Raw genomic sequence first — 21,648 nt, 5'->3', positions numbered from 1 at the left:
CAACTCAGGACAGCTGATCAGTTCCCGAGGGCACGGAACTTGCCGATCGCCAACGGCATGAAGACGGCGGTGATCAGCACCGGCCAGCACACCGCCATCAGGTCCGCGTGCCGCACGATCCAGTTGTCCGCCGTCCACCCGGGATTGCCGAACAGCTGTCGGGTGGCGACCACTGTGGACGACAGCGGGTTCCAGTCGGCGACCGTGCCCAGCCAGGTGGGCATGGTCGATGGGGCGACGAACGCGCAGGACAGGAAGCCCAGTGGGAACTCCAGCGTCTGCACGCCGGTGATCGCCTCCTGACCGCTCACCGATAGTCCGATGTAGACGCCGACCCAGATCAGCGCGAACCGCAACAGCAGGATCAGCAGGAACGCCACGAGCGTGTCGCCGGGCGAGCCGTGCGTGGTCCAGCCCACGGCCAGCCCGCACAGGGCCATGACGACCACGGTGAGCACGGCGAACAGCAGGTCCGCCACGGCCCGGCCGATCAGCACCGACGCGGCGGACACGGGCATCGACCGGAACCGGTCGGTGATGCCGCGTTCCTTGTCGGTGGCCACCGCCTGGGTGGTCAGGCCGATGCCGAACAGCATGGTCATGGCGAACATGCCGGGTATCAGGAACTCGCGGTAGTCGCCGGGCGCCGCCATGGCGCCGCCGAACAGGAAGCCGAACATCAGGACGAGAACGATGTTGAAGGCCAGCGAGAAGATCACCTGGCCGGGGTTGCGCACCCAGTGGGCCAGGCCGCGGCGGGTCAGCGTCCAGGAGTCCGCGGCGACCCAGCGGGCATCGGTCGGGACGGCGCTGGTCAAGCGGGGACCTCCTCGGTCAGCTGCAGGAAGACTTCGTCGAGGGTGGGGCGGCGCAGGCCGATGTCTTCCACCGCGATGCCCTCGGCGGTCAGCTCGCGGAGCAGGTCGGCCAGCACGGTCACGCGCTCGGCGACCCGCACGCCTGCCCGCCGGTTGTCGGTGTCGATCTCGGCGGGCGCGCCCGCGATCCGGCTCGCGAGGGCGGCGGCGCGGCCCAGGTCGGCGGCGTCGTGCACGGTGATGTCGACGCGGTCGCCGCCCAGCCGGGACTTGAGCTGGTCGGGGGTGCCCTCGGCGATGACGCGGCCGTGGTCGACGACCGAGATCCGGCTGGCGAGCTGGTCGGCCTCGTCGAGGTACTGAGTGGTCAACAGGACCGTCGTGCCCAGGTCGGCGAGCTCGCGGACGGCCGCCCAGACCTCGTTGCGGCCGCGCGGGTCCAGGCCGGTGGTCGGCTCGTCCAGGAACAGCACGGCGGGCGCGAGGATCATGCTCGCGGCCAGGTCGAGCCTGCGCCGCATGCCGCCGGAGTAGGTCTTGACGGGCTTGCCGCCGGTGTTCGCCAAGCTGAACCGCTCCAACATCCGACCCGCGCGCTCCCGGGCCTGCCGTGCGGGCAGGTGGTAGAGGCGGGCGAACATCTCCAGGTTCTGCCTGCCGCTGAGCACCTCGTCCACGGCGGCGTACTGACCGACCAGCCCGATGCGTCTGCGCACCTCGGCAGGCCGGGTGGCCACGTCGAACCCGGCGACACGCGCGGTGCCCTCGTCCAGCCTGACCAGCGTGGACAGGATCCGGACCGCTGTCGTCTTGCCCGCGCCGTTGGGGCCGAGCAGACCGTGCACGACGCCGGGGCGTACCTCCAGGTCGAATCCGTCCAGTGCGTACTTGTCGCCATAACGCTTGCGCAGGCCTTCCGCCACGACGGCGCCGCTCGACATCACAGTGCTCCCCTCGGTCCATCCGGTTCCCACTACACCGCTAGCGTACCAGATACCGTAGCTAGTACGTCAGCGTCGACCGCCCGAGACGGGACTACTCCGGGATTGGTTGCACGCTCGGCGAGGGTTTCCTGGCCTGAAGGTGAATGCGGATGCGGTTTCGGGAATGGTTTCACAGACGTATAACCCTTACCAGATAACACTTCTGGTGCGCGAGTGTTTCCGGTATCAAGCTATCCGATATGTCCGGCCGTATGAAAATAGCCAACCGGTGATGACCAGGGGTTCCGTTATAGCGGGGAATGGTTCACCATGGTCTAGACCTTTGGGGCTGGATGGAAGGAGAGCGGGATGAGGTTTCGGCGCGCAGCCGCCATCGTGGCGGCGTTCTCCGGGGCGGTGATGTCGCTGAGTGTCGTCGCGGCGACGCCCGCGTTCGCGCACGGTTCGATGAGCAACCCGGCCAGCCGGATCTGGCGGTGCTTCAACGAGGGTCCGGAGAACCCGAAGTCCGCGGCCTGCAAGGCGGCCGTCAAGGCGGGCGGGGCCTGGGTCATCTACGACTGGGACGAGGTCAACCAGCCCAACGCCAACGGGAAGAGCAGGCAGATCATCCCGGACGGCAAGCTGTGCAGCGCGGGTCGCGACAAGTACAAGGGCCTCGACCTGCCGCGCGCCGACTGGCCCGCGACCAACCTGCCCGCGAGCGGCCCGTTCACCTTCAAGTACAAGGAGACCGCCGCGCACCCGGGCACCTTCGAGCTCTACATCACCAAGCAGGGCTATGACCCGACCCAGCCGCTGAAGTGGTCGGACCTGGAGCCCACACCGTTCTACTCGCAGCTGAACCCGCCGATCTCCGGTGGCGCGTACCAGCTGGCCGCGACCATCCCCGCCGGGCACACCGGGCGCCACCTGATCTACTCGATCTGGCAGCGCCACTACCCGGACAGTGGGGAGGCCTTCTACTCCTGCTCGGACGTCATCCTCGGCTGAGCGGGAGCAGGGAATGGACCCGCCTGAGCCGACGCGGTGCGCGCGTCGGCTCAGGCGGCGGTCACGGTGGCCGCGCCGCGGTAGGTGAGGGGTTCGGCGGCGTGGCCCAGGGCCGCGTCCACCGCGTCCAGGAACGCGGTGCGGTGGGCCGGGCGGGACAGGTCGGCGGCGTCCACGGCCAGCCGCAGCACTCCCCCGCGCCGCGTGATCCGGGCGGCGGCCAGTACCAGCGCGAAACAGCGCCAGGTCTCGGCGCGTTCGTGGCTGCGCAGAGTCTGCACACGGGCGCGCAGGCGGGCGCCCGAGCGTAGATCGTGGATACCGACGAGATCGGCGCACAGCCGGAAACCCTTGCGCTCCAACGCGACCAGGGTTCCCCGCGACGCGATCCACCGCGGCGGCGCGAACCCGTCCAACGGCAGGCCGAGCCGCTCCATCGTGGCCATCGCCGCGGTGAGCCGCAGACCCGCCTCGTGCGCGGGCAGCGTGGCGAACTCGGCGCGCCTGCCCAGTGCCATGCTCAGCGAACGTGGGTCGCGGGTGTGGTCGAAACCGTGCATCAGCACGTCGTCACCCGCCGCGTGCCGGGCGCGGACCCAGTCGACCGCCGCCCCCGCCAACCGGGGGGCGACCAGCAGCGACGACGGCACCGCGCGGGCGGTCAGCTCGGTGCCGAGGTCGACGCAGGCGTCCAGGGTCCGGGCGTCGATCCCGGACAGGGAGACCAGCAGTCGTGCCGTCACATGAGCAAGCACAACGGGACCGGATGACTACCAGGTGTCGCGGGTGGTGCCTCAGCCGATCCAGTCGGCGAACTTCCGCCCGGTGATCCGCTCGTAGGCCTCCACGTACCGGGCGCGGGTGGATTCCACCACGTCATCGGGCAGCGGCGGGGGCGGGGTGCTGCCGTGCCGGTCCCAGCCGGAGTCCGGGCCGGTGAGCCAGTCGCGGACGTACTGCTTGTCGAACGACGGCTGCGCCTTGCCCGGCGCGTAGGTCTCCTCCGGCCAGTAGCGGGACGAGTCGGGGGTCAGCACCTCGTCGCCGAGCACGATCACGTCGTCGCGCACGCCGAACTCGAACTTGGTGTCGGCCAGGATGATGCCGTGCCCGCGCGCGTGCTCGGCGGCCCGCCGGTAGACGGCCAGGGTCAGGTCGCGCACCTGCTCGGCGCGCTCCCGACCGATCTCCTCGACGGTGGCGGCGAAGTCGATGTTCTCGTCGTGCTCGCCGAGCGGGGCCTTGGTGGCCGGGGTGTAGATCGGCTCGGGCAGCCGCGAGCCCTCGACCAGGCCGTCGGGCAGCTCGATGCCGCAGACCTTCCCCGTTCGGGTGTAATCCACGGTGCCGGAACCAGCCAGGTAGCCGCGCGCGACGGCCTCCACGGGGAGCATCGCCAGCCGCTTGACGATCAGCGCGCGGCCGCGCACCTCGGCCGGGATCCGGTCGTCGTCCCAGGCCACCAGGTGGTTCGGCACCAGGTCGCCGAGCAGTTCGAACCAGAAGACGCTCATCGCGGTGAGGATCCGGCCCTTGTCCGGGATCGGCGACTCCAGCACGAAGTCGTAGGCCGAGATCCGGTCGGAGGCCACGAGCAGCAGGTGGTCGTCGTCGACCGCGTGCAGCTCGCGGACCTTGCCCGCGGCGATCTTCGGGTAGTCATCGAGGCTCGGCACGTTTGTGCAGCCTACGGACCTTCCGGGACACTGCGTCCGTGGGGTACGACTGGGTTTCCTTCACCACCGACTACGGCCTCGCGGACGGCTACCCGGCGGTCTGCGAGGGTGTCATCGCGCGTATCGCGCCCGCGGTCCGGGTGCTGCACGTCAGCCACGAGGTACCCCGCCAGGACGTGCGGCGGGGCGCGGAACTGCTCGCCCAGGCCGTGCCGTACCTGCCTGCGGCGGTGCATCTCGCGGTGGTCGACCCGGGAGTGGGGACAGCGCGGCGGCCGATCGCGGTAGTGGTGCCTGGGGCGGTTCTGATCGGGCCGGACAACGGGTTGCTGCTGCCTGCGGCGGACGCGTTGGGCGGCGTGGTGGGGGCGTACGAGCTGGCGGAGCTGTCGCTGCAACCGGTGTCCGCGACGTTCCACGGGCGGGACGTGTTCGCGCCGGTCGCGGCGCACCTGGCCGCGGGGGTGGCGGTCCGGGAGGTCGGGCCGGAGATTGATCCGACGTCATTGGTGCGATTGCCCGCGCCGGTGACCCGGGTCGAGGCTGGCCGGGTGTTGACCGAGGTGCTCGGGGTGGACACGTTCGGGAACGTGCAACTGGCTGCCACCGGGGTGGACGCGCCGCTCGGGGCGCATGTGCACGCGCAGGTCGGGGACCGGTCGGTGGAGGCGGTGGTGGGGCGGACCTTCGCCGACGCGCCCGCGGGCGAGGCGGTCGTGCTGATCGACTCGGCCGGGCGGGTGGCGATCGCGGTCAACGGCGGGTCGGCGGCGGAGCTGCTCGCGGCGCGGACCGGGGCGAACGTGATCCTGCTGGTGGCTGCCCGCTAGAAGGTGAGTCGCCAGGAGTCCAGGTAGCCGGTGTCGGCGCGGTAGACGTCCTGGACGCGGAGGTTCCAGGTGCCGTTGGCAGGTTCGCCGGACGCGTTGACGGTGTAGGTCGTGATGACGTTGTTGGCGGCGTCGTTGGTGGACGAGTTCTTCAGGCGATAGCTGCGGCCGCTCGGACCGATCAGGTCGATGCGAATGTCGCCGCGGTAGGTGTGCGTGATGTTGACGCCGACCTGCAGGGCCGACGGCGCCGGGCCCGCGACGCCGGTGACGGTGATCGGGCTGAGGATGGCGTCACCACCGTCCGGGATCGCGTAGCGGTTCGTGTTGGCGAAGGTGCCCGCGGAGGTCGATCCGAGTTCTACGGCCTCTTTGGCATCGACCCGGCCCTCACCGAAGAAGTTGTTCCGAGCGGTCGTCCCGGTGCACCGGCTGTCAGTGCACGGCAGGTCGTCGGCCTGGGCGGCCAGGCGGGCGCGCAGCTGGGCCACGGTCAGGGTCGGGTTGGCGCTGAGCATGAGTGCGGCGACGCCGGAGACGTGCGGGGTGGCCATGGAGGTGCCGGACAGGTTGCCGTAGGTGCCGCCGGGGAGCGTCGAGTAGACGGCGTCGCCGGGGGCGGCGAGGGCGATCTTGTCGGTGCCGAAGTTGGAGAACGAGGACTTCGCGTTCGCCGTGGTGATCGAGGCGACGGTCACCATGCTGGGCAGCTCGTTCGGCACGGCGAGGCAGGAGTTGTTCACCGGGCGGCTGCCGGGGTTGGAGTCGTTGGGGCTGGTCGTGTCGGTGACCTTGTTGGCCAGGTCGTAGTTCTCGTTGCCCGCCGCGACGACATTCAGCACGCCCTTGCCCTCGGCGTAGCCGCTGGCCCGCCGGATGCCCTCCAGGATGGCCGCCTGGTCCACATTGCTCGGACAGTTGAACAGCCACGGGTCGGAGTAATAGCTGTTGTTGGTGATGTTGAACCCGTGATCGGCGGCGAACATGAAGGCGCAGATCGTGTTCTCGGCGAAGAACAACCCACTCGGCTTCTCCGCGATGCGCACCGAGGCAATGCGCACGCCCGGCGCCACACCGACCATGCCCTTGCCGTTCTTGGCGGCCGCGACGATGCCCGCGACGTGCGTGCCGTGATCACCCTGGGCGCGCCACGATCCCGTCCGGGTGTCGAGCCTGCCGTATGCGCAGGAGGCGGACTTGCTCGCGTCGAAGTTGGGCTTGAGGTCGTAGTGCTGGTCGTCCACGCCGGTGTCCAGGATGCCCACCAGCACGGACGGGGATCCGGTGGTGACTGCCCAGGCCTGGTCGGCCTTGATCTGGGTCATGTCCGGGCGGGACGTCTCGGCCGCGGTCGGGATCGCCTCGGTCGGAATGGGCGGGATCGGCGGGTTGCTCGCCTCGGCGGGCAGGTCCGAGGTGCGGGTCGCGCCGACCTGCTGCACGCCTGCGACCGCGCGCACCCGTGCGGCGAAATCGGTGGCGGTGGAGTTCGCGACGACCACGCCGATCGCGTCGTAGCTGGCGATGACCGAGCCGCTGTTGGACGTGATGGCCGATTTGGCACCCGCTGTGCCGTTCGGCGCCGTGATCACCAGATAGGAACGCATACCCGCGGCGGGCGCGGCGTGCGCCAGGCCCGGCAACCCGGCGGTGAGACAGGCGCCGAGCGCCACGGCCGTGGCCACGCGTCGGCAGGCGGAACGCAGGAACACGAAACCCTCCACGGGAATGGGTGATCACCCGGTCCCGAGGAGACAATCACGTGCCCCCGCGTGCCCCGCCCGGAATTAACCCGATAGCGGACTAATCCAACTCGATCGACGTACCCCGTTCGGGGACCCGCACACTGGCACCGACCGGCGCGAGATCGGTGAACCGGGTGTACGCCATCTGGATCGCGCCCGGCGCCAACACGGCCTCGTGGATCGGGAACGCGACCCGGGGCGCGACCGCGCGGAAGAAGTCGATCGCCTCGCCGAGCTTGAGCCACGGCGCGCCGGTGGGCAGGCCAAGGGTGTCGATCTTCTGCTCGGGCACGAACAGGGAGTCGCCGGGGTGGTAGAAGGCGCCGTGATCGACCAGGTAACCGACGTTCGGCGGCACCGGGACATCGGCGTGGATGATCGCGTGCTGCCCGCCGACGACGGAGATCGCGGCGCCGTTGAGCTCGAAACCGTCGCCGGGGTTGGCGGTGCGCGCGGGCAGGCCAAGCTTGACGATCTCCGCGGCGGTGCCGGGATCGACCACGAGCTCCGCGTGCGGGTTGGCCTTGAGCAGGTCGGGCAGGGTCTTCGGGTCGTAATGGTCGAAATGCGCGTGGGTGATGAGGATGGCGTCCAGATCGCGCAGGTCGGCGAAGCCCGCAGAGTACACACCCGGGTCGATCAACAGGCGGGCGGACCCGGTTTCCAACAGCACGCACGAGTGTCCGAAATGAGTCACCTTCACGTGCGACAGGGTATCGCCAGTGGCCTTACCGGCGGGTAGCTTCAGTGGTATGACCACGGTGCGCGCGACCTTCGACTCCCTCAACCCGGCGACGGACGAGGTCGTCGGCACCCACCCGATCCACGACGCCGATCATGTCCACGCGGTCGTCGCGGCGGCCCGGTCTGCGGCGGAATGGTGGGCAGGCTTGGGTTTCGCGGGCCGCGCCGACCGGTTGCGCCAGTGGAAAACCGTGCTGACCCGCCGCGCGGCCGAACTGGCGGCACTGGTGCACGAGGAGAACGGCAAACCGGTCGCCGACGCCATGCTGGAGATCAACCTCGCCATCGACCACACCGAGTGGGCGGCCCGACATGCACCGAAGGTGCTCGGCCGTCGTCGGCGGTCGTCCGGACTGTTGATGTTCAACCAGACGGTGACGGTCGAATACCTGCCGTTGGGCGTGGTGGGGGTGATCGGCCCGTGGAACTACCCGGTGTTCACCCCGATGGGGTCGATCGCTTACGCACTGGCAGCAGGCAACGCGGTCGTCTTCAAACCGAGCGAGTACACGCCCGGCGTGGGCAAGTGGCTGGCGGACACGTTCGCGTCGGTGGTGCCGGAGCACCCGGTGTTCCAGGTGATCACGGGCTACGGGGAGACGGGGGCGGCGCTGTGCCGGTCGGGGGTGTCGAAGATCGCCTTCACCGGGTCGCCGGGAACCGGCAAGAAGATCATGGCGGCCTGCGCGGAGACGTTGACGCCGGTGCTGATCGAGGCCGGGGGAAAGGACGCCCTGCTCGTGGACGCCGACGCGGACGTCGCGGCCGCGGCTGACGCGGCGGTGTGGGGTGGGATTTCCAACTCGGGACAGACTTGTATCGGTATTGAACGGGTCTACGTCCACGAGAGCGTTTACGACGAGTTCGTCTCGCAGGTGGTGGAGAAGGCGCGGGGGGTTCGGCCGGGAAAGGACATCGGACCGATCACCATGCCGAGCCAGGTGGAGATCATTCGCCGTCACATCTCCGACGCCCTTTCCCGCGGCGCCCGCGCACTGATCGGCGGCACTGACGACGGACGTTTCGTCGAGCCGACCGTGCTGGTGGATGTGCCGGAGGACGCGCCTGCCGTTCGCGAGGAAACCTTCGGCCCCACTCTGACGATCGCGAAAGTGTCGTCAATGGACGAGGCCATCACCAAGGCCAACGCGACGACATACGGCCTGGGCGGCTCGGTATTCTCCCGCTCCCAAGGCCCGGCCCTGGCCCGCCGTCTCCGCTCCGGCATGGTCGCCGTCAACTCGGTAATCAGCTTTGCAGGCGTCCCGGCCCTGCCGTTCGGTGGCGTGGGCGACTCAGGATTCGGCCGCATCCACGGCCCGGAAGGCCTGCGCGAGTTCGGCCGCCCCCAGTCGGTGACCCGTCAGCGCTTCCGTGCCCCACTGACGTTGACCACGTTCAGCCGAACCGAGAAGACGGACGCCCGCTTCGCCAAGCTGATCTCCCTCCTGCACGGCCGGAGTCACTGATCCCGGCAGCTGCTCGACCCTCTGGGGCGCTGGTCGGAACCGTTGGCGTGGTGGGTGATCACGGCATGCTCCGCGTTGGGCATCGGCACAGCAGTCATGACAAGACCGACGTACACGGGCGAGCGGATGAGCGGTATCGCACTCAACAGTGCCACCGCGACCCTGATGACCACGTTCGCCCTGGTCTTGCTCCTTGCGACGCTGCGTCAGCGCCGTGTCACCACCCAGGCGTGCGGCTGACCCGGGCATGGCGGTTTCGTTCCGAAGCCCTCCCCAAGCGACCGGATCGAACATATGATCGGTACGTGTCCGCGGCGAACGAGACGATCATCGGGGCCGGGTCCTCGACCCGGCCGCCTGCCGGGGCACGTCCTACGCTGTCCGGCATGACCGGGTGGGACGATGACGAACGCGCCGTGCTCGTCGCTCTCCTGCGTGCGCGGCCGTGTGGGCTGAGCTGGTCGCAGATCGCCGCGGAGGTCGCGGACGCGGGGAGTGCGCGGGCCGTCTGGGATCAGCATTTGCCGCGGGACCTGTTCTCCGCTGACACGGATGAGGACGTCGTGCTGCGGGCCGCGCGGGATGATGTCCGGGCGTGGCGGGAGGCCGACTTCGACTTCCTGACCTTCCTGGACGCCGACTACCCGGCCCAGCTGCGCGAGGTCCACCAGATGCCGCCGGTGCTGTTCGTGCGGGGCGCGCCGCGGACCGACGAGATCGCGGTGTCGGTGGTCGGGTCCCGCAAGGCGTCGTCAACCGCGTTGCGCAATGCCCGGGACATCGCCGCGGGCTTGGTCGCGAACCAGGTGACTGTGTTGTCCGGACTCGCCGAGGGTATCGATACCGTGGCGCACGAGACCGCACTGTCGACCGGCGGTAGAACCGTGGCGGTCATCGGTACCGGGATCACGAAGACTTTTCCCGCGGCCAATCGTGCGCTGCAGGAGAAAATCGCCGTCGATGGTTTGGTGTTGTCGCAGTTCTGGCCGGACGCGCCGCCGACCAAGCAGAGCTTCCCCATGCGCAACGCGACCATGAGCGCGTACGGGCGCGCGACGATCGTGGTCGAGGCGGGCGAGCAGAGCGGTGCTCGTATCCAGGCCCGGACCGCGGTCGCGCATGGCCGCCCGGTCATCCTCATGGACGCCGTGGCGCACGGCACGAACTGGGGTCGGGTGCTGGTCGGTGCTCCCGGTGTCTTCGTGGCCGCCGATGTCACCGCCGCCTTGGACGTCGTGCGGCGTGTTCTCGCACAGTCGAACCAGTTGACCGAGCTGCTCGCTATGGTCGATGAGTGATCGACGCTCATACCCGGGCCGAGCTTCGTAACAGTATTCGCCATCGCGTAGGGGCATTCTTCCGAAACGTGCGCTACCGCCCGCGCGGTGAGTACTGCTCGACTTGTGGGGTGCCACCTGAACAATCCAGTGGCCTTTGCGGTGTCTGCTGGCGGGCGCAGCAGGAATTCGGCGACCGGTTGGCCTCACAGGTGCTGCTGCTGACCTATGTCCGGGGGCACGCCCCCGGCAAACGGCACCAGTCCGCGCACACGCTGTGGGCGTACAAGATGCAGCCGACGCCGGTGCGCAAGTGTGCGGATGATCTCGTGGCCGTGGTCGCTGCCGCCACCAGACTGCACGCGCGCTGCATCGCGGCGGCGTATGGGCCGAGCACGGCGATCACCTTCATCCCCTCGTCGAGGTTTCCTGATCGACGCCACCCGGTGGCGAATCTCGCTCGCCACGTCCACATCGTGGCCGGGGCCGAGCGATTCGCCCTCGGGCTCGGCCGGGGGATCGATGTCCCCGGACGCACCGTGCGCTCGGACAGGTTCGTGGTGCCCGACCAGTTCATGGACCGCGTGCAGGGCAGGCACATCATGGTCGTGGACGACACGTGGACCTCGGGCGCGAAAGTCCAGTCGGCGGCGGTGACATTGCATGAGGCGGGAGCCGCTCGGGTGACCGCGCTCGTGGTCGGCCGATGGTGCGACTACACCCGATCCGAGCACAAGACCATGCTGGATTCGCACACCGAGGCTTACGACGCGCTGGTGTGTCCGGTTTCCGGGGAGGCGTGTACCGAGGCCGCGGTTTGACACCGGCTACAGCGCGGCCAGGATCTCCGCTTCCTCCTCGGCCGTGAGGCCTGACTTCCGTTCTCGATCAAGCCCCAGCGTCCGCTCATGATCCAGCGCCCCCGCCACCGCGTCGGCCAGGGAGCGGGGCGTGAGGCCCGAGGCCAGCGTGGGTGCGGCGTCGCGGGCGGTCATGTACCTGTGGGATTCGGGGAGCCAGAGTGGGAGGGACTTCGGCCCCATCCACGGCTTGACCCCGAGCTCGTGCAGCTTCGCCTCACTGACCCGGACGAACTCGACATCCGCGCCCAGGACGTCCGCCATCTCGGATAGCAGGTCGAGCAGCGGTTGGGCCGGGCCGATCGCGTCGTAGGTGCCGGTGGTGCCGTGTTCGGCGGCGTCGACCAGCCAGGCCGCGAGGTCTCGGACGTCGATGTACTGGACCAGGCGGTCGATGTCCGGGACGACGACCCGGCCACCCCGGGTGAGGCGTTGCGGCCAGTAGCCGAAGCGGTCGAACTCGTCGCCGGGGCCGGTGATGAGGCCTGCGCGGGCGATCAGGGCCTTGTCGCCGACGGTGGCGGTGACGGCGTTCTCGCTGGCCACCTTGATCGAGCCGTAGGCGTCAGGGTCGGTGGTCAGGAGTTCGCGGGTGCCGTGTTCCTGGCGGGGTGGCAGCAGCGGGTCGCCGGTGCCGGTCGGGGGGATGCCCGGGTTGGCGTAGGCGCTGATCGAGGACACGAAAGTCCAGTGCCCGGCCTGCTCCCCGAACGCCGCCAGTGCCCGGCGCACCCACTCGTAGGAGATCGGGGCGACGTCCACGACGGCGTCGAACCGCTCCCCCGCCAACGGCGCCAACCCGTCCTCGACGTCGCGATCGACCTTGACCAGGCGCGCGCCCTCGGGCACCGGCCCGGACTCCCCGCGCGCGGCACAGACCACCTCGTGGCCACGTCGCAGCGCCTCCGCTGCCACTGTTCGGCCGACGAAGCGGGTACCGCCGAGCACCAGGAATCGCATGCACCCCACCCTGGCCTGGGAGCCTGGCCTGGCGCTACCGATCTCGCTTCGAGCAGAAAATTGCACACCTGTTCGAGCGATACAGCGGTCGTATGCCGACGCCGATCTGCCCAAGGTGACCTTGCATGCCTTCGTCGACGAGTCCCGACGCAACAAGGACTACCTGGTGGCTGCGGCGTTGATCGTCCCCGGCGATCTGCGCCGTTTGCGCACGTCGATGCGCGGTCTGCTGCTGCCTGGCCAAAAGGAATTGCACTTCAAGAAGGAGACGCCGTCCCGCCGTCGTGAGATCGCCAGCCGGTTGGCCGAGGAGAGGATCGCTGTGCGGGTCTACCTGGCCTCCTGTGCCCTTGGCGAGGAGGCGGCCCGGCGAGTCTGCGTCGTTCATCTCGTAGAGGATGCGCTCGCCGCAGGAGCGAGTCGGATGGTGCTGGACAGCCGTGAGGTGCGGGATGAAGATGACCGTGTTGCCATCCGCGCGGTGCTCGGCAAGCGGGAGCGAGAGACCGGCTTTGCGTACGAGCACTTCGACAGTACTCAGGAGCCATTGCTGTGGATAGCGGATGCCGTGGTCTGGTGCTACGGCGCGGGCGGTGATTGGCGGCGCCGAATCGGCGCAGTGCTGGAGGAGGTTATCGACCTTCGTGATCGACCCTGAACAGCGCGATGCCCGGCCGCCGACCGTCCGGACGGGGACCGGGCTCACTTCCCTGGCTTACGGGCCAGAGCTGATGCGAGGTTAGCTGGCTTTCGGGCGCGGTGTCCATCGACTTCACACCATCGTGTGAAGGGGTGGCCGTGGTGCGGGTCACGGCCCAACGTGGGGTGAACGCCCAGGTCAGGTACGCTTTGGCGGTACCGGCCTGTCGAACTCAGGAGTAGCCTGCCGTGGCCCGAGTTGTCGTCGATGTCATGCCCAAGCCGGAGATCCTCGACCCCCAGGGGCAGGCGGTGGCGCGTGCGCTGCCCCGTCTGGGGTTCGATGGTGTTTCCGATGTGCGTCAGGGGAAGCACTTCGAGTTGGAGGTCGACGACTCCGTCGATGACGAGACCCTCGCCAAGATCGCCGAAGGGTTCCTCTCCAACCCCGTGGTGGAGGACTTCGTGGTGCGGCGGGTGGCGTCGTGAGGATCGGGGCGGTCACCTTTCCGGGGACGCTCGACGACAGCGACACGCTGCGGGCGATCAAGGCGTCCGGGGCCGATGCGGTGGCGTTGTGGCACGGGGATGCCGATCTCAAGCAGGTCGACGCCGTGGTCCTGCCCGGGGGGTTCTCCTATGGGGACTACCTGCGGGCGGGTGCGATCGCGCGGTTCGCGCCGGTGATGGGGGAGATCGTCGACGCGGCGCGCAAGGGGATGCCGGTGCTCGGGATCTGCAACGGGTTCCAGGTGCTCTGCGAGGCCGGGCTGCTCCCCGGCGCGCTCCTGCGCAACGCCGGGTTGCACTTCGTGTGCCGTGACCAGTGGCTCAAGGTCGAGAACAACACCTCGGCCTGGACCACCCGCTACGACACCGGCGCCGAGATCATCGTGCCGATCAAGAACATGGACGGCAGGTACACCGCCGACAAGTCCACTGTGGACGAGCTGGAGGGCGAGGGTCGGGTGGTCTTCCGCTACACCGGTGGCAACCCGAACGGCTCGCTCGGCGACATCGCCGGGGTGAGCGACGCGACCGGGCGGATCGTCGGCCTGATGCCGCACCCCGAGCATGCCATCGACGCGCTCACCGGGCCGTCGGACGACGGGCTCGGCATGTTCCTGTCCGTCCTCGACTCGGTGGTGGCCGCGTGATCGACACCGTGGACAACGCGAAGGGCACGCCAGACCAGGACCAGCCCTACCGCGAGCTGGGCCTCAAGGACGACGAGTACGCCCGCATCCGGGAGATCCTCGGCCGCCGCCCCACCGACGCCGAGCTGGCGATGTACTCGGTGATGTGGAGCGAGCACTGCTCGTACAAGTCGTCGAAGGTGCACTGGAAGCACTGGTCGGCCAACACGACGCCGGAGATGAAGGCCAAGATGTTGGCCGGGATCGGCGAGAACGCTGGCGTGGTCGACATCGGCGACGGCTGGGCGGTCACGTTCAAGCTGGAGTCACACAACCACCCCTCCTACGTCGAGCCCTACCAGGGCGCGGCGACCGGCGTCGGCGGCATCGTCCGCGACATCATGGCGATGGGTGCCCGTCCGCTCGCGGTGATGGACCCGCTGCGCTTCGGCGCCCCCGACCACCCGGACACCCGGCGCGTGCTGTCCGGCATCGTGTCCGGCGTCGGCGGCTACGGCAACTGCCTCGGCCTGCCGAACATCGGCGGGGAGGTCGTGTTCGACCCGTCGTACCAGGGGAACCCGCTGGTCAACGCGCTGTGCGTGGGCGCGATGCGCGCCGAGGACCTGCACTTGGCGCACGCGTCCGGCACCGGGAACAAGGTCATCCTGTTCGGTGCGCGGACCGGTCTGGACGGTATCGGCGGCGTGTCGGTGCTGGCCAGTGAGACGTTCTCGGGCGACGAGGGCGGTACCGGCCGGAAGAAGCTGCCCGCCGTCCAGGTGGGTGACCCGTTCACCGAGAAGGTGCTGATCGAGTGCTGCCTGGAGCTGTTCGCCGAGGGCATCGTGGTCGGCATCCAGGACCTCGGCGGCGCGGGCCTGTCCTGCGCGACCAGTGAGCTGGCCAGCGCGGGCGACGGCGGCATGCACGTCGAGCTGGACCGGGTGCCGCTGCGCGCGACCGGGATGACGCCTGCCGAGATCCTCTCCAGCGAGTCGCAGGAGCGGATGTGCGCGGTGGTCCGTCCGTCCGATGTGGACGCTTTCATGCGGGTCTGCGCGAAGTGGGACGTGATCGCCACCGAGATCGGCGAGGTCACCGAGGGTGACCGACTGGTGATCACCTGGCACGGCGAGACGGTGGTCGACGTGCCGCCGCGGACCGTGGCGCACGAGGGCCCGATGTACGAGCGGCCGATCGAGCGGCCCGCCGACCAGGACTCTTTGCAGGCCGCGGGCCCGGAGTCGCTGGCTCGACCGTCCACTCCGGACGATCTGCGCGCGGAGATCCTGCGGATGGCGGCCAGCCCGAACCTGGCTTCGCGACAGTGGGTGACCGAGCAGTACGACCGGTACGTGCGCGGTGGCACGGTGCTCGCCCAGCCGTCCGACTCCGGCATGATCCGGGTCGACGAGGAGACCGGCCGTGGCGTGGCCCTGGCCACCGACTGCAACGGCCGCTTCGTCCGGCTCGACCCGTACGTGGGAACGCAGCTGGCGCTGGCCGAGGCGTACCGGAACGTGGCGGTCACCGGCGCGACGCCGCTCGCCGTGACGAACTGCCTGAACTTCGGCTCGCCCGAGGACCCGGCGGTGATGTGGCAGTTCGAGCAGGCCGTGCGCGGGCTGGCGGAGGGCTGCAAGGAGCTGGGCATCCCGGTCACCGGCGGCAACGTCAGCTTCTACAACCAGACCGGTTCGACGGCGATTCTTCCGACGCCGGTGGTCGGAGTCCTCGGTGTGATCGACGACGTGCGCAGGCGGATCCCGACCGGGATCGGCGCCGAAGCAGGCGAGACGCTGCTGCTCCTTGGCGAGACCCGGGACGAGTTCGGCGGCTCCGAGTGGGCGCACGAGGTGCACGGACACCTGGGCGGGCTGCCGCCTCGGGTGGACCTGGCCCGGGAGAAGCTGCTGGGCGAGATCCTGGTGGCGGGGTCGCGGGACGGGATGATCTCGGCCGCGCACGATCTGTCGGACGGCGGGCTGGCGCAGACACTGGTGGAGACGTGCCTGATCGGAGAGGTCGGGGCCCGCGTGTTCCTCGACCCGGACCAGGACCCGTTCGTCCAACTGTTCAGCGAGTCGGCCGGTCGCGTGCTAGTGGCCGTGCCGCGCTCGGAGGAACTGCGGTTCACCGAGATGTGCACGGCTCGCGGGCTGCCTTGGCGGCGGACCGGCGTGGTAGACCCGGAGTCGGGGACGCTGGAGATCCAGGGCGTGGGCGAGCTGCCGCTGCCCGAGCTGCGAGAGGCTTGGGAGGGAACACTTCCGGCCTTGTTCGGCTGAGTTTCTTGGACCGCCCCGGGGGATTCCTCCGGGGCGGTTTCAGTTGTATGGCTCATTCCGAGGTCTGGCGTAGGCCGGTGATGAGGTAGTTGACCAGGTTGCGGGCGTTGTAGTCGGGGTCGGTTTCCGAGCCTATGCACAGGTTCCCGATCCCCCGCATCAGCTCGTAAGCCTTCACCCCGCCCGAAATCTCCCCAGCCGAAGCAGCCGCCGCCAGCAGCTCCGCGCACACCGGCAGCAGCCGGTCCAGGAAGTAGGTGTGCAGGGTCTCGAAGCCTGGACTGTCCGACTGGAGCACCCCCGCCAAGCCGTGCTTCGTGATCAAGAAGTCCACGAACAGATTGAGCCACTCACCAAGAGCCGCATGCGGACTGGGCGACCTGGCCAACAACGCGGGGCCTGCCTCGGCGCACGCGTCCACCTGGTGGCGGTACACGGCGATGATCAGGTCGGCGCGGGTGGGGAAGTGGCGGTAGATCGTGCCGACGCCGACGCCTGCGCGGGCGGCGATGTCGCGGACGGGGGCCTCCACGCCGGAGTCCACGAAGGCTGCTGCGGCGGCGTCGAGCAGGGTGGATTCGTTGCGGCGGGCGTCGGCGCGTTTGGGGCGGGACATGGCGCTCCTGGCTAAGCGGAACGTTGTTCCGTATAGTAAGTGGAACAGGGTTCCGATTACTATACGGAGGACACGTGGAGTACCGCACCTTGGGACGTACCGGCGTGCAGGTCAGCAGCCTGGCGCTGGGGGCGATGAACTTCGGGAAGGTCGGGAACACCTCGCCGGACGAGGTGGCCGCGATCATCGATGCCGCGCTGGACGGCGGGATCAACATCATCGACACCGCCGACGCGTACAGCCTCGGGGAGTCCGAGGAGCTGGTCGGGAAGGTCATCGCGAAGCGGCGCGACGACATCGTGTTGGCGACGAAGGCCGGGCTGGCCATGCGGCCCGAGCCCAACCATCGCGGCGGTTCGCGGCGTTGGCTGGTCGCCGAGTTGGAGGCGAGCCTGCGGCGGCTCGGTGTCGACCACATCGACCTCTACCAGGTGCACCGCTGGGATCCGACGACCAGTGACGAGGAGACGCTCTCGGCGCTGACGGATCTCCAGCAGGCGGGGAAGATCCGGTACTTCGGCTCGTCCACCTACCCGGCCTACCGGATCGTGCAGGGGCAGTGGGTGGCGCGGGAGCGGCAGCTCGGGCGCTATGTCACCGAGCAACCGCCGTACTCGATCCTCCAGCGCGGGATCGAGGGGCACGTGTTGCCGGTGACCCAGGAGTACGGGATGGGTGTGCTGGTGTGGAGCCCGCTCGCGTCGGGGTGGTTGTCGGGGGCGGTTCGGGCGGGTCGGGAGATCACGACGAGTCGGTCGGGGTTCATGCCGGAACGGTTCGACCTGACGTTGCCGGTCAACCAGGTGCGGCTGCGGGCCGTGGAGCGGCTGGTGGCGGTGGCCGCCGGAGCCGGGTTGACGCTGATCCAGTTGGCGCTCGGGTTCGTGACCGCGCATCCCGGCGTCACCAGCGCGATCATCGGGCCACGGACGTTGGACCATCTGCGCTCGCAGTTGGCCGCAGCCGACACCCGTTTGTCCGCTGACGTGCTGGACGCGATTGACGAGATCGTGGCCCCGGGGCTCGACCTGGCCCCGGACGAGAACAAAGACACGCCGCCCGCGTTGCTCGATGCGTCGTTGCGGCGTCGGTGAGGAGGGGCGATGCCCAGTTTCGGGATCATGACCGCGCCGATGCAGGTCGACTACCACGACATCCTGCGCGTCTGGCGCGAGGCGGACGCGGTGCCGCAGATCGAGCACGCCTGGCTGTTCGACCATCTGATGCCGATTGGTGGTGACCCGTCCGGACCCGCCTACGAGGGATGGACGCTGCTGTCGGCGCTGGCCGCGCAGACCCGACGGGTACGGGTTGGCGTATTGGTTACCAGCAACCGGTTCCGGCCGCCCGCCATGCTGGCCAAGATCGCGACGACGGTGGACATCGTGTCCGGCGGACGGCTGAACTTCGGCATCGGCGTCGGCTCCCGGCCGAGTCACCCCTTGGCCCGGCTGGAGTACGAGGCGCACGGGCTGCCATTCCGCTCGACCGAGGACGCGACGGGCAGCCTGGCGGAGGCGTGCGCGGTGATCCGGCGGCTGTGGGTCGAGGGCGAGCCGTTTGACTTCAACGGGCGGTACGTGCGGCTCGCGGGGGCGTTCGGGAGTCCGAAGCCGGTGCAGCGGCCGCATCCGCCGATCCTGATCGGCGGCCGGTCGGCAGCGACGCTGCGGGTGGTGGCGGAGCATGCCGACGTGTGGAACATCCCTGGTGGGGACATCGAGGATGTTGTGCGGCGTAGTGCGTTGTTGGACCGGTACTGCGCGGAGATCGGGCGGGATCCGGCCTCGATCACGCGGTCGATCCACCTGCCGGTGACCTACGACCGGGCGGATGAGGTGCGGGCGGCGATCGGGGACGCGATCGGGGCCGGGTTCGGGCACATCGTGTTGGGGCTGCCCGCGCCGTATCCGGAGGGGGTGGTGCGGTGGGTGGCGGACGAGTTGATCGTGTAGCCGGTTCTGGGGAACCCCGCGTGCGGGGAGTGCGAACGTGGCCTGAGTGACGGCGCCGGTTTGCTTGGGAGCATCCCCGTGCGTGCGGGGAAACCGTTGGGTGCTGGGCGTCCGGGGCGCGGGCGTGCGGATCATTCCCGCAGGTCGGCCAGCCTGGACCATGATCGAACCGGGAGCCTGCCCCAAAGAAAGCCCGCCGCTCCACTGGGGGATCCCCCGTTGGCCATTCTACCGGGTGGGGGTGGCAGTGGATCTTGGGATGGGGGGTGTGGATCTTGGCTGTGGATAACTTCTGTCGCCTGATCGGGTGGAGTTGGGGCCCCGGGAGGAGGGGGCTCCCGGGGCCGGGCGGCTATTCGGGGGTGGTGAGGGTGGGGTCTACCCAGATGAGGTGGGGGTGGACCCGGGGGTTGTTGGCGTAGAGGTTCAGGGCGCTCTCGGGGGAGCTGAGGCTCATCCGGAGCGGGCCGTCGGTGCGGATGATTTCCGCCCGATCTTCGAAGGCCATGCCCCAGGCGGCGATGCGGGCGTCGGTGCGGTCGTCGAGCTCTTCGACGACGGCGAAGAGGCGAGGGGCCTCGTCGGCGACGGCGCCGTGGATGAGGGTGGTGAACTCGGAGGGTGTCGGAGGTGGGCTGAGCATGGGATGGGCCTCCTTGTAGTGTTACGTATCCCGAACCTGTGAGATTCGCCAGGACTGGCTGGTCCAGGGTGCTGCCGAGCTTATTGCGTACTTCCAACTTGTAAAGTCACCTAAAAGTGTGAAGCTGTGGGCGTGACCCTGGGTGATCGTCTGTGGGAGGATCCCGCGCATGACTAAGCCGACTAGGTCGATCAGCATGCAGCGGCGGTTGCTGGGGGCGGAGCTGCTTCGGTTGCGGGAGCTGGCCGGGTTCACGCAGGAGGAAGCGGCCGATCGGCTGGGCAAGGCGGGGAATAAAATCAGCCGTGTCGAGTCCGGCAAGGTGGGGATCGACAAGGCCGATCTCGACGTGCTGCTGGCGCTCTACAAGGCCACCGAGAAGGACGCGCTGTGGTGTCGGGAGCTGTCGCGGCTGGGCAAGGCCAAGCGCGGGCGGCCCAGCGCGGAGACGACTCTCTACCTAGGACCGAGCTGGTTCCGCGCGTTCCGTGACCTGGAGACCGACGCTACCGAGATCAAGAAGGTCGACTCGGAGATTGTCACTGGGCTCTTGCAGACCGATGCCTACATCCGAGCGCTGTTTGATGCCGAGGGCATCGACCCGACCGATCGCGTTGTGGAGGACGCGTTGCGCGTGCGTGCCGACCGTCGCCGGTTGTTGACCAGGGAGGGCGCAGCTCGGTTCGAGTTCGTGATGAGTGAGTCCGTGCTGCGTCGGCAGATCGGCAGTCCCTGTGTGATGGCCGAGCAGTTGCGCCACCTCGCGGAGGTGGCGGTCCTGCCGAACGTCACGCTCCAGGTGATCCCGTTCGACAGTCAGTCGTACGTGCGCTGGACCACGAACTTCACGCTCTTCCGGTTCGGTCACGAGATGGCGAACGATATCGTCTACTTGGAGATGTACTCCGACGCGGCGTATCTGGACAAGCCGCCGGAGACCTTGCGCCGCTACGCCGAACTGTTCACACGCTTGCAGGGGGTGGCGCTTGGGCCGGTGGAGTCGCGACACTTGATAGAGGTCGTGGCCGACGACTATGCCGTGGTGAGATCAAGGAGTTGACAACTGATGACCGCACCGAGGTTCGGTGATTGGACTACGGCCTCGTTTCGCAAGTCCAGCCGCAGTGGCACCAACGGCGGTGACTGTGTTGAAGTGGCTGGTTTGCCCGGGGTCGTATTCCGGAAGTCCAGCTATAGCAGCACTAACGGCGGCAACTGTGTCGAGGTCGGTGCCCTGTCCGGTGTGGTCGCGGTGCGCGACTCGAAGAACCCGGCGGCCGGGCTCGTTGAGCTGCCGGCGTCAGCCTGGGCGCAGTTCCTGTCTGAGCTGCGCTAACCCACTGGGACGCACGGACCCGTTGCTGTGAAGGTGGTTTGGTCGGGCTTGAACGTGATCGACAGTTCTGTCCCGCCCGCGTGCTTTGCCTTGAGGTAGTCCGGCTGGGCAGGTCGCTCGTCGACCTGCCAGTCGTTTTTCAGGAAGTCCACCATTTCCTGCTTGGACCGGTCCGACCGCGCCCGCGTCGTGGTCGACCACCGTGCGCCGCGTGGGTTGTCGCCGCAGTTCTCCAGGGTCGGCGTGGGGGGAGAACCGAACAGGGCTTGGCCTGCCGCGACGGTGGCGCGATAGTCCGCGCTGTCCAACTGCTTCTGCTGGGTCGGCGTCAGGTCCGGCCGCAAAGCCTGGATATCCAGTTGCTGGCCCTTGCCCGCGATCGAGCAGTGTGCCCGCTCGGCGCGGAACTTCCCATCACGCAAGGCGGCTCGCACGTCCCTCGGGCCCAGCAGGAACAGGTCATAGCCCTCAGCCTTCTGGGGTTGCCAGCCCAGCTTGGCCCCGGCAGACCGCAACCGGTCGGCGGACACGTCCGCCGGGAACTCCGTCCAGCCCACAACCTGACTGGAGTTCGGGTCGTCGAAGACGCTTCCGCAGGTTTCCGCTTGGAAGTTCGGCTTTGTCGCGCTGCCCGCCTCGGTGAGCAGGGCGTTGACCTGCTCCGACAGGGCAGGCGGCACGGCAGCCGGTTGGGTCTTCGCGCAGGCGGCCGCCGC

General features: G+C 68.8%; 23 protein-coding genes. 13 read left to right on the top strand and 10 right to left on the bottom strand.

What is annotated here, in order from left to right; all coding sequences use genetic code 11:
* Nucleotides 1-17 precede the first annotated feature (17 nt).
* Together C503_RS0134105 and C503_RS0134100 are read right to left on the bottom strand one after the other, a co-directional pair.
* Nucleotides 18-818 (bottom strand): ABC transporter permease, encoded by an 801-nt coding sequence (locus C503_RS0134105; protein WP_018686707.1) that lies wholly within the window; start codon nt 816-818, stop codon nt 18-20.
* Nucleotides 815-1,759 carry a daunorubicin resistance protein DrrA family ABC transporter ATP-binding protein gene (locus tag C503_RS0134100; protein ID WP_018686706.1) on the bottom strand — a complete coding sequence of 315 codons (945 nt, stop codon included), beginning with the start codon at nt 1,757-1,759 and terminating at the stop codon, nt 815-817. Before C503_RS0134100 ends, C503_RS0134105 begins: the two co-directional genes overlap by 4 nt.
* Before the next feature lie 351 nt (nt 1,760-2,110).
* Here C503_RS0134100 and C503_RS0134095 point away from each other — a divergent pair, with 351 nt between their 5' ends.
* On the top strand, nt 2,111-2,755 hold the full coding sequence (locus tag C503_RS0134095; RefSeq protein WP_018686705.1) for a lytic polysaccharide monooxygenase auxiliary activity family 9 protein: 645 nt from the start codon (nt 2,111-2,113) through the stop codon (nt 2,753-2,755).
* 50 nt (nt 2,756-2,805) lie between these two features.
* On the opposite strand, the gene C503_RS0134090 is transcribed toward C503_RS0134095, so the two are convergent.
* Both C503_RS0134090 and C503_RS0134085 read right to left on the bottom strand, forming a co-directional pair.
* Nucleotides 2,806-3,498, bottom strand: coding sequence for a DUF2334 domain-containing protein (locus C503_RS0134090; RefSeq protein WP_018686704.1), 693 nt, complete (start codon nt 3,496-3,498; stop codon nt 2,806-2,808).
* Between the two features lie 51 nt (nt 3,499-3,549).
* Nucleotides 3,550-4,431, bottom strand: a complete 882-nt coding sequence (locus C503_RS0134085) for a phosphoribosylaminoimidazolesuccinocarboxamide synthase (RefSeq protein ID WP_018686703.1) — start codon at nt 4,429-4,431, stop codon at nt 3,550-3,552.
* A 38-nt stretch (nt 4,432-4,469) separates the two neighbouring features.
* On the opposite strand from C503_RS0134085, the gene C503_RS0134080 reads away from it, so the two are divergent.
* The gene (locus C503_RS0134080) at nt 4,470-5,261 is read left to right on the top strand and encodes an SAM hydrolase/SAM-dependent halogenase family protein (protein WP_018686702.1); all 792 of its coding nucleotides are present in this window, start codon (nt 4,470-4,472) and stop codon (nt 5,259-5,261) included.
* Here C503_RS0134080 and C503_RS0134075 read toward each other — a convergent pair.
* Complete coding sequence (locus C503_RS0134075) at nt 5,258-6,973, bottom strand: S8 family peptidase (RefSeq protein WP_211222507.1); 1,716 nt, start codon at nt 6,971-6,973, stop codon at nt 5,258-5,260. The two genes, C503_RS0134080 and C503_RS0134075, sit on opposite strands and share 4 nt — an antisense overlap.
* Nucleotides 6,974-7,064: 91 nt before the next feature.
* Nucleotides 7,065-7,709, bottom strand: coding sequence for an MBL fold metallo-hydrolase (locus C503_RS0134070; RefSeq protein WP_026316984.1), 645 nt, complete (start codon nt 7,707-7,709; stop codon nt 7,065-7,067).
* A gap of 49 nt (nt 7,710-7,758) precedes the next feature.
* Between C503_RS0134070 and C503_RS0134065 the strand changes: the two genes are divergently transcribed.
* From C503_RS0134065 to C503_RS0134050, 3 genes are all read left to right on the top strand, one after another.
* On the top strand, nt 7,759-9,219 hold the full coding sequence (locus tag C503_RS0134065) for an aldehyde dehydrogenase family protein (protein WP_018686699.1): 1,461 nt from the start codon (nt 7,759-7,761) through the stop codon (nt 9,217-9,219).
* Between the two features lie 305 nt (nt 9,220-9,524).
* A complete protein-coding gene (locus C503_RS0134055; protein ID WP_018686697.1) occupies nt 9,525-10,517 on the top strand; it encodes a DNA-processing protein DprA in 993 nt (330 codons plus the stop codon).
* Between the two features lie 179 nt (nt 10,518-10,696).
* The gene (locus C503_RS0134050) at nt 10,697-11,317 is read left to right on the top strand and encodes a ComF family protein (RefSeq protein WP_156893707.1); all 621 of its coding nucleotides are present in this window, start codon (nt 10,697-10,699) and stop codon (nt 11,315-11,317) included.
* A gap of 6 nt (nt 11,318-11,323) precedes the next feature.
* Here the strand turns inward: C503_RS0134050 and C503_RS0134045 are convergent, their stop codons facing one another.
* Complete coding sequence (locus C503_RS0134045; RefSeq protein WP_018686695.1) at nt 11,324-12,316, bottom strand: NAD-dependent epimerase/dehydratase family protein; 993 nt, start codon at nt 12,314-12,316, stop codon at nt 11,324-11,326.
* On the opposite strand from C503_RS0134045, the gene C503_RS0134040 reads away from it, so the two are divergent.
* The 4 genes from C503_RS0134040 (at nt 12,315) to purL (ending at nt 16,382) form a co-directional block, all read left to right on the top strand.
* Complete coding sequence (locus tag C503_RS0134040) at nt 12,315-12,974, top strand: hypothetical protein (protein WP_245572652.1); 660 nt, start codon at nt 12,315-12,317, stop codon at nt 12,972-12,974. The genes C503_RS0134045 and C503_RS0134040 overlap by 2 nt on opposite strands.
* A gap of 230 nt (nt 12,975-13,204) precedes the next feature.
* The gene (gene purS, locus C503_RS0134035) at nt 13,205-13,444 is read left to right on the top strand and encodes a phosphoribosylformylglycinamidine synthase subunit PurS (RefSeq protein ID WP_026316983.1); all 240 of its coding nucleotides are present in this window, start codon (nt 13,205-13,207) and stop codon (nt 13,442-13,444) included.
* The gene (gene purQ / locus C503_RS0134030) at nt 13,441-14,112 is read left to right on the top strand and encodes a phosphoribosylformylglycinamidine synthase subunit PurQ (protein ID WP_018686692.1); all 672 of its coding nucleotides are present in this window, start codon (nt 13,441-13,443) and stop codon (nt 14,110-14,112) included. The genes purS and purQ overlap by 4 nt, the downstream gene beginning before the upstream one ends.
* Complete coding sequence (purL, locus tag C503_RS0134025) at nt 14,109-16,382, top strand: phosphoribosylformylglycinamidine synthase subunit PurL (RefSeq protein WP_018686691.1); 2,274 nt, start codon at nt 14,109-14,111, stop codon at nt 16,380-16,382. Before purQ ends, purL begins: the two co-directional genes overlap by 4 nt.
* Before the next feature lie 52 nt (nt 16,383-16,434).
* On the opposite strand, the gene C503_RS0134020 is transcribed toward purL, so the two are convergent.
* Complete coding sequence (locus C503_RS0134020; protein ID WP_018686690.1) at nt 16,435-16,998, bottom strand: TetR/AcrR family transcriptional regulator; 564 nt, start codon at nt 16,996-16,998, stop codon at nt 16,435-16,437.
* A gap of 74 nt (nt 16,999-17,072) precedes the next feature.
* Between C503_RS0134020 and C503_RS0134015 the strand changes: the two genes are divergently transcribed.
* Nucleotides 17,073-18,092, top strand: a complete 1,020-nt coding sequence (locus C503_RS0134015; protein WP_018686689.1) for an aldo/keto reductase — start codon at nt 17,073-17,075, stop codon at nt 18,090-18,092.
* Between the two features lie 9 nt (nt 18,093-18,101).
* Nucleotides 18,102-18,953, top strand: coding sequence for an LLM class flavin-dependent oxidoreductase (locus tag C503_RS0134010; protein WP_018686688.1), 852 nt, complete (start codon nt 18,102-18,104; stop codon nt 18,951-18,953).
* A gap of 352 nt (nt 18,954-19,305) precedes the next feature.
* Here the strand turns inward: C503_RS0134010 and C503_RS0134005 are convergent, their stop codons facing one another.
* The gene (locus C503_RS0134005; protein WP_018686687.1) at nt 19,306-19,596 is read right to left on the bottom strand and encodes a hypothetical protein; all 291 of its coding nucleotides are present in this window, start codon (nt 19,594-19,596) and stop codon (nt 19,306-19,308) included.
* A 196-nt stretch (nt 19,597-19,792) separates the two neighbouring features.
* Between C503_RS0134005 and C503_RS0134000 the strand changes: the two genes are divergently transcribed.
* Both C503_RS0134000 and C503_RS45275 read left to right on the top strand, forming a co-directional pair.
* Nucleotides 19,793-20,656, top strand: a complete 864-nt coding sequence (locus C503_RS0134000; RefSeq protein ID WP_156893706.1) for a helix-turn-helix domain-containing protein — start codon at nt 19,793-19,795, stop codon at nt 20,654-20,656.
* 6 nt (nt 20,657-20,662) lie between these two features.
* Nucleotides 20,663-20,932 carry a DUF397 domain-containing protein gene (locus C503_RS45275; protein WP_084477461.1) on the top strand — a complete coding sequence of 90 codons (270 nt, stop codon included), beginning with the start codon at nt 20,663-20,665 and terminating at the stop codon, nt 20,930-20,932.
* Here the strand turns inward: C503_RS45275 and C503_RS47075 are convergent.
* Nucleotides 20,929-21,648, bottom strand: a 720-nt coding sequence (locus tag C503_RS47075) for a hypothetical protein (RefSeq protein ID WP_033401352.1), incomplete at its 5' end; no start/stop codon positions are given. The two genes, C503_RS45275 and C503_RS47075, sit on opposite strands and share 4 nt — an antisense overlap.

Origin of the sequence: Actinokineospora enzanensis DSM 44649, from assembly GCF_000374445.1 — a bacterium.
Taxonomy (GTDB): Bacteria; Actinomycetota; Actinomycetes; order Mycobacteriales; family Pseudonocardiaceae; genus Actinokineospora; species Actinokineospora enzanensis.
Note: the sequence above shows the minus strand (reverse complement) of the source record. Positions and strands in the feature narration are given on the sequence as shown.

Bases quoted from the DNA above. Each gene is read 5' to 3' on its own strand.
- C503_RS0134100 (WP_018686706.1), bottom strand. From the start codon at position 1,759: ATGTCGAGCGGCGCCGTCGTGGCGGAAGGCCTGCGCAAGCGTTATGGC.
- C503_RS0134095 (WP_018686705.1), top strand. From the start codon at position 2,111: ATGAGGTTTCGGCGCGCAGCCGCCATCGTGGCGGCGTTCTCCGGGGCG.
- C503_RS0134065 (WP_018686699.1), top strand. From the start codon at position 7,759: ATGACCACGGTGCGCGCGACCTTCGACTCCCTCAACCCGGCGACGGAC.
- C503_RS0134040 (WP_245572652.1), top strand. From the start codon at position 12,315: ATGCACCCCACCCTGGCCTGGGAGCCTGGCCTGGCGCTACCGATCTCG.
- C503_RS0134045 (WP_018686695.1), bottom strand. From the start codon at position 12,316: ATGCGATTCCTGGTGCTCGGCGGTACCCGCTTCGTCGGCCGAACAGTG.
- C503_RS0134020 (WP_018686690.1), bottom strand. From the start codon at position 16,998: ATGTCCCGCCCCAAACGCGCCGACGCCCGCCGCAACGAATCCACCCTG.
- C503_RS0134010 (WP_018686688.1), top strand. From the start codon at position 18,102: ATGCCCAGTTTCGGGATCATGACCGCGCCGATGCAGGTCGACTACCAC.
- C503_RS0134005 (WP_018686687.1), bottom strand. From the start codon at position 19,596: ATGCTCAGCCCACCTCCGACACCCTCCGAGTTCACCACCCTCATCCAC.
- C503_RS0134000 (WP_156893706.1), top strand. From the start codon at position 19,793: ATGCAGCGGCGGTTGCTGGGGGCGGAGCTGCTTCGGTTGCGGGAGCTG.
- C503_RS45275 (WP_084477461.1), top strand. From the start codon at position 20,663: ATGACCGCACCGAGGTTCGGTGATTGGACTACGGCCTCGTTTCGCAAG.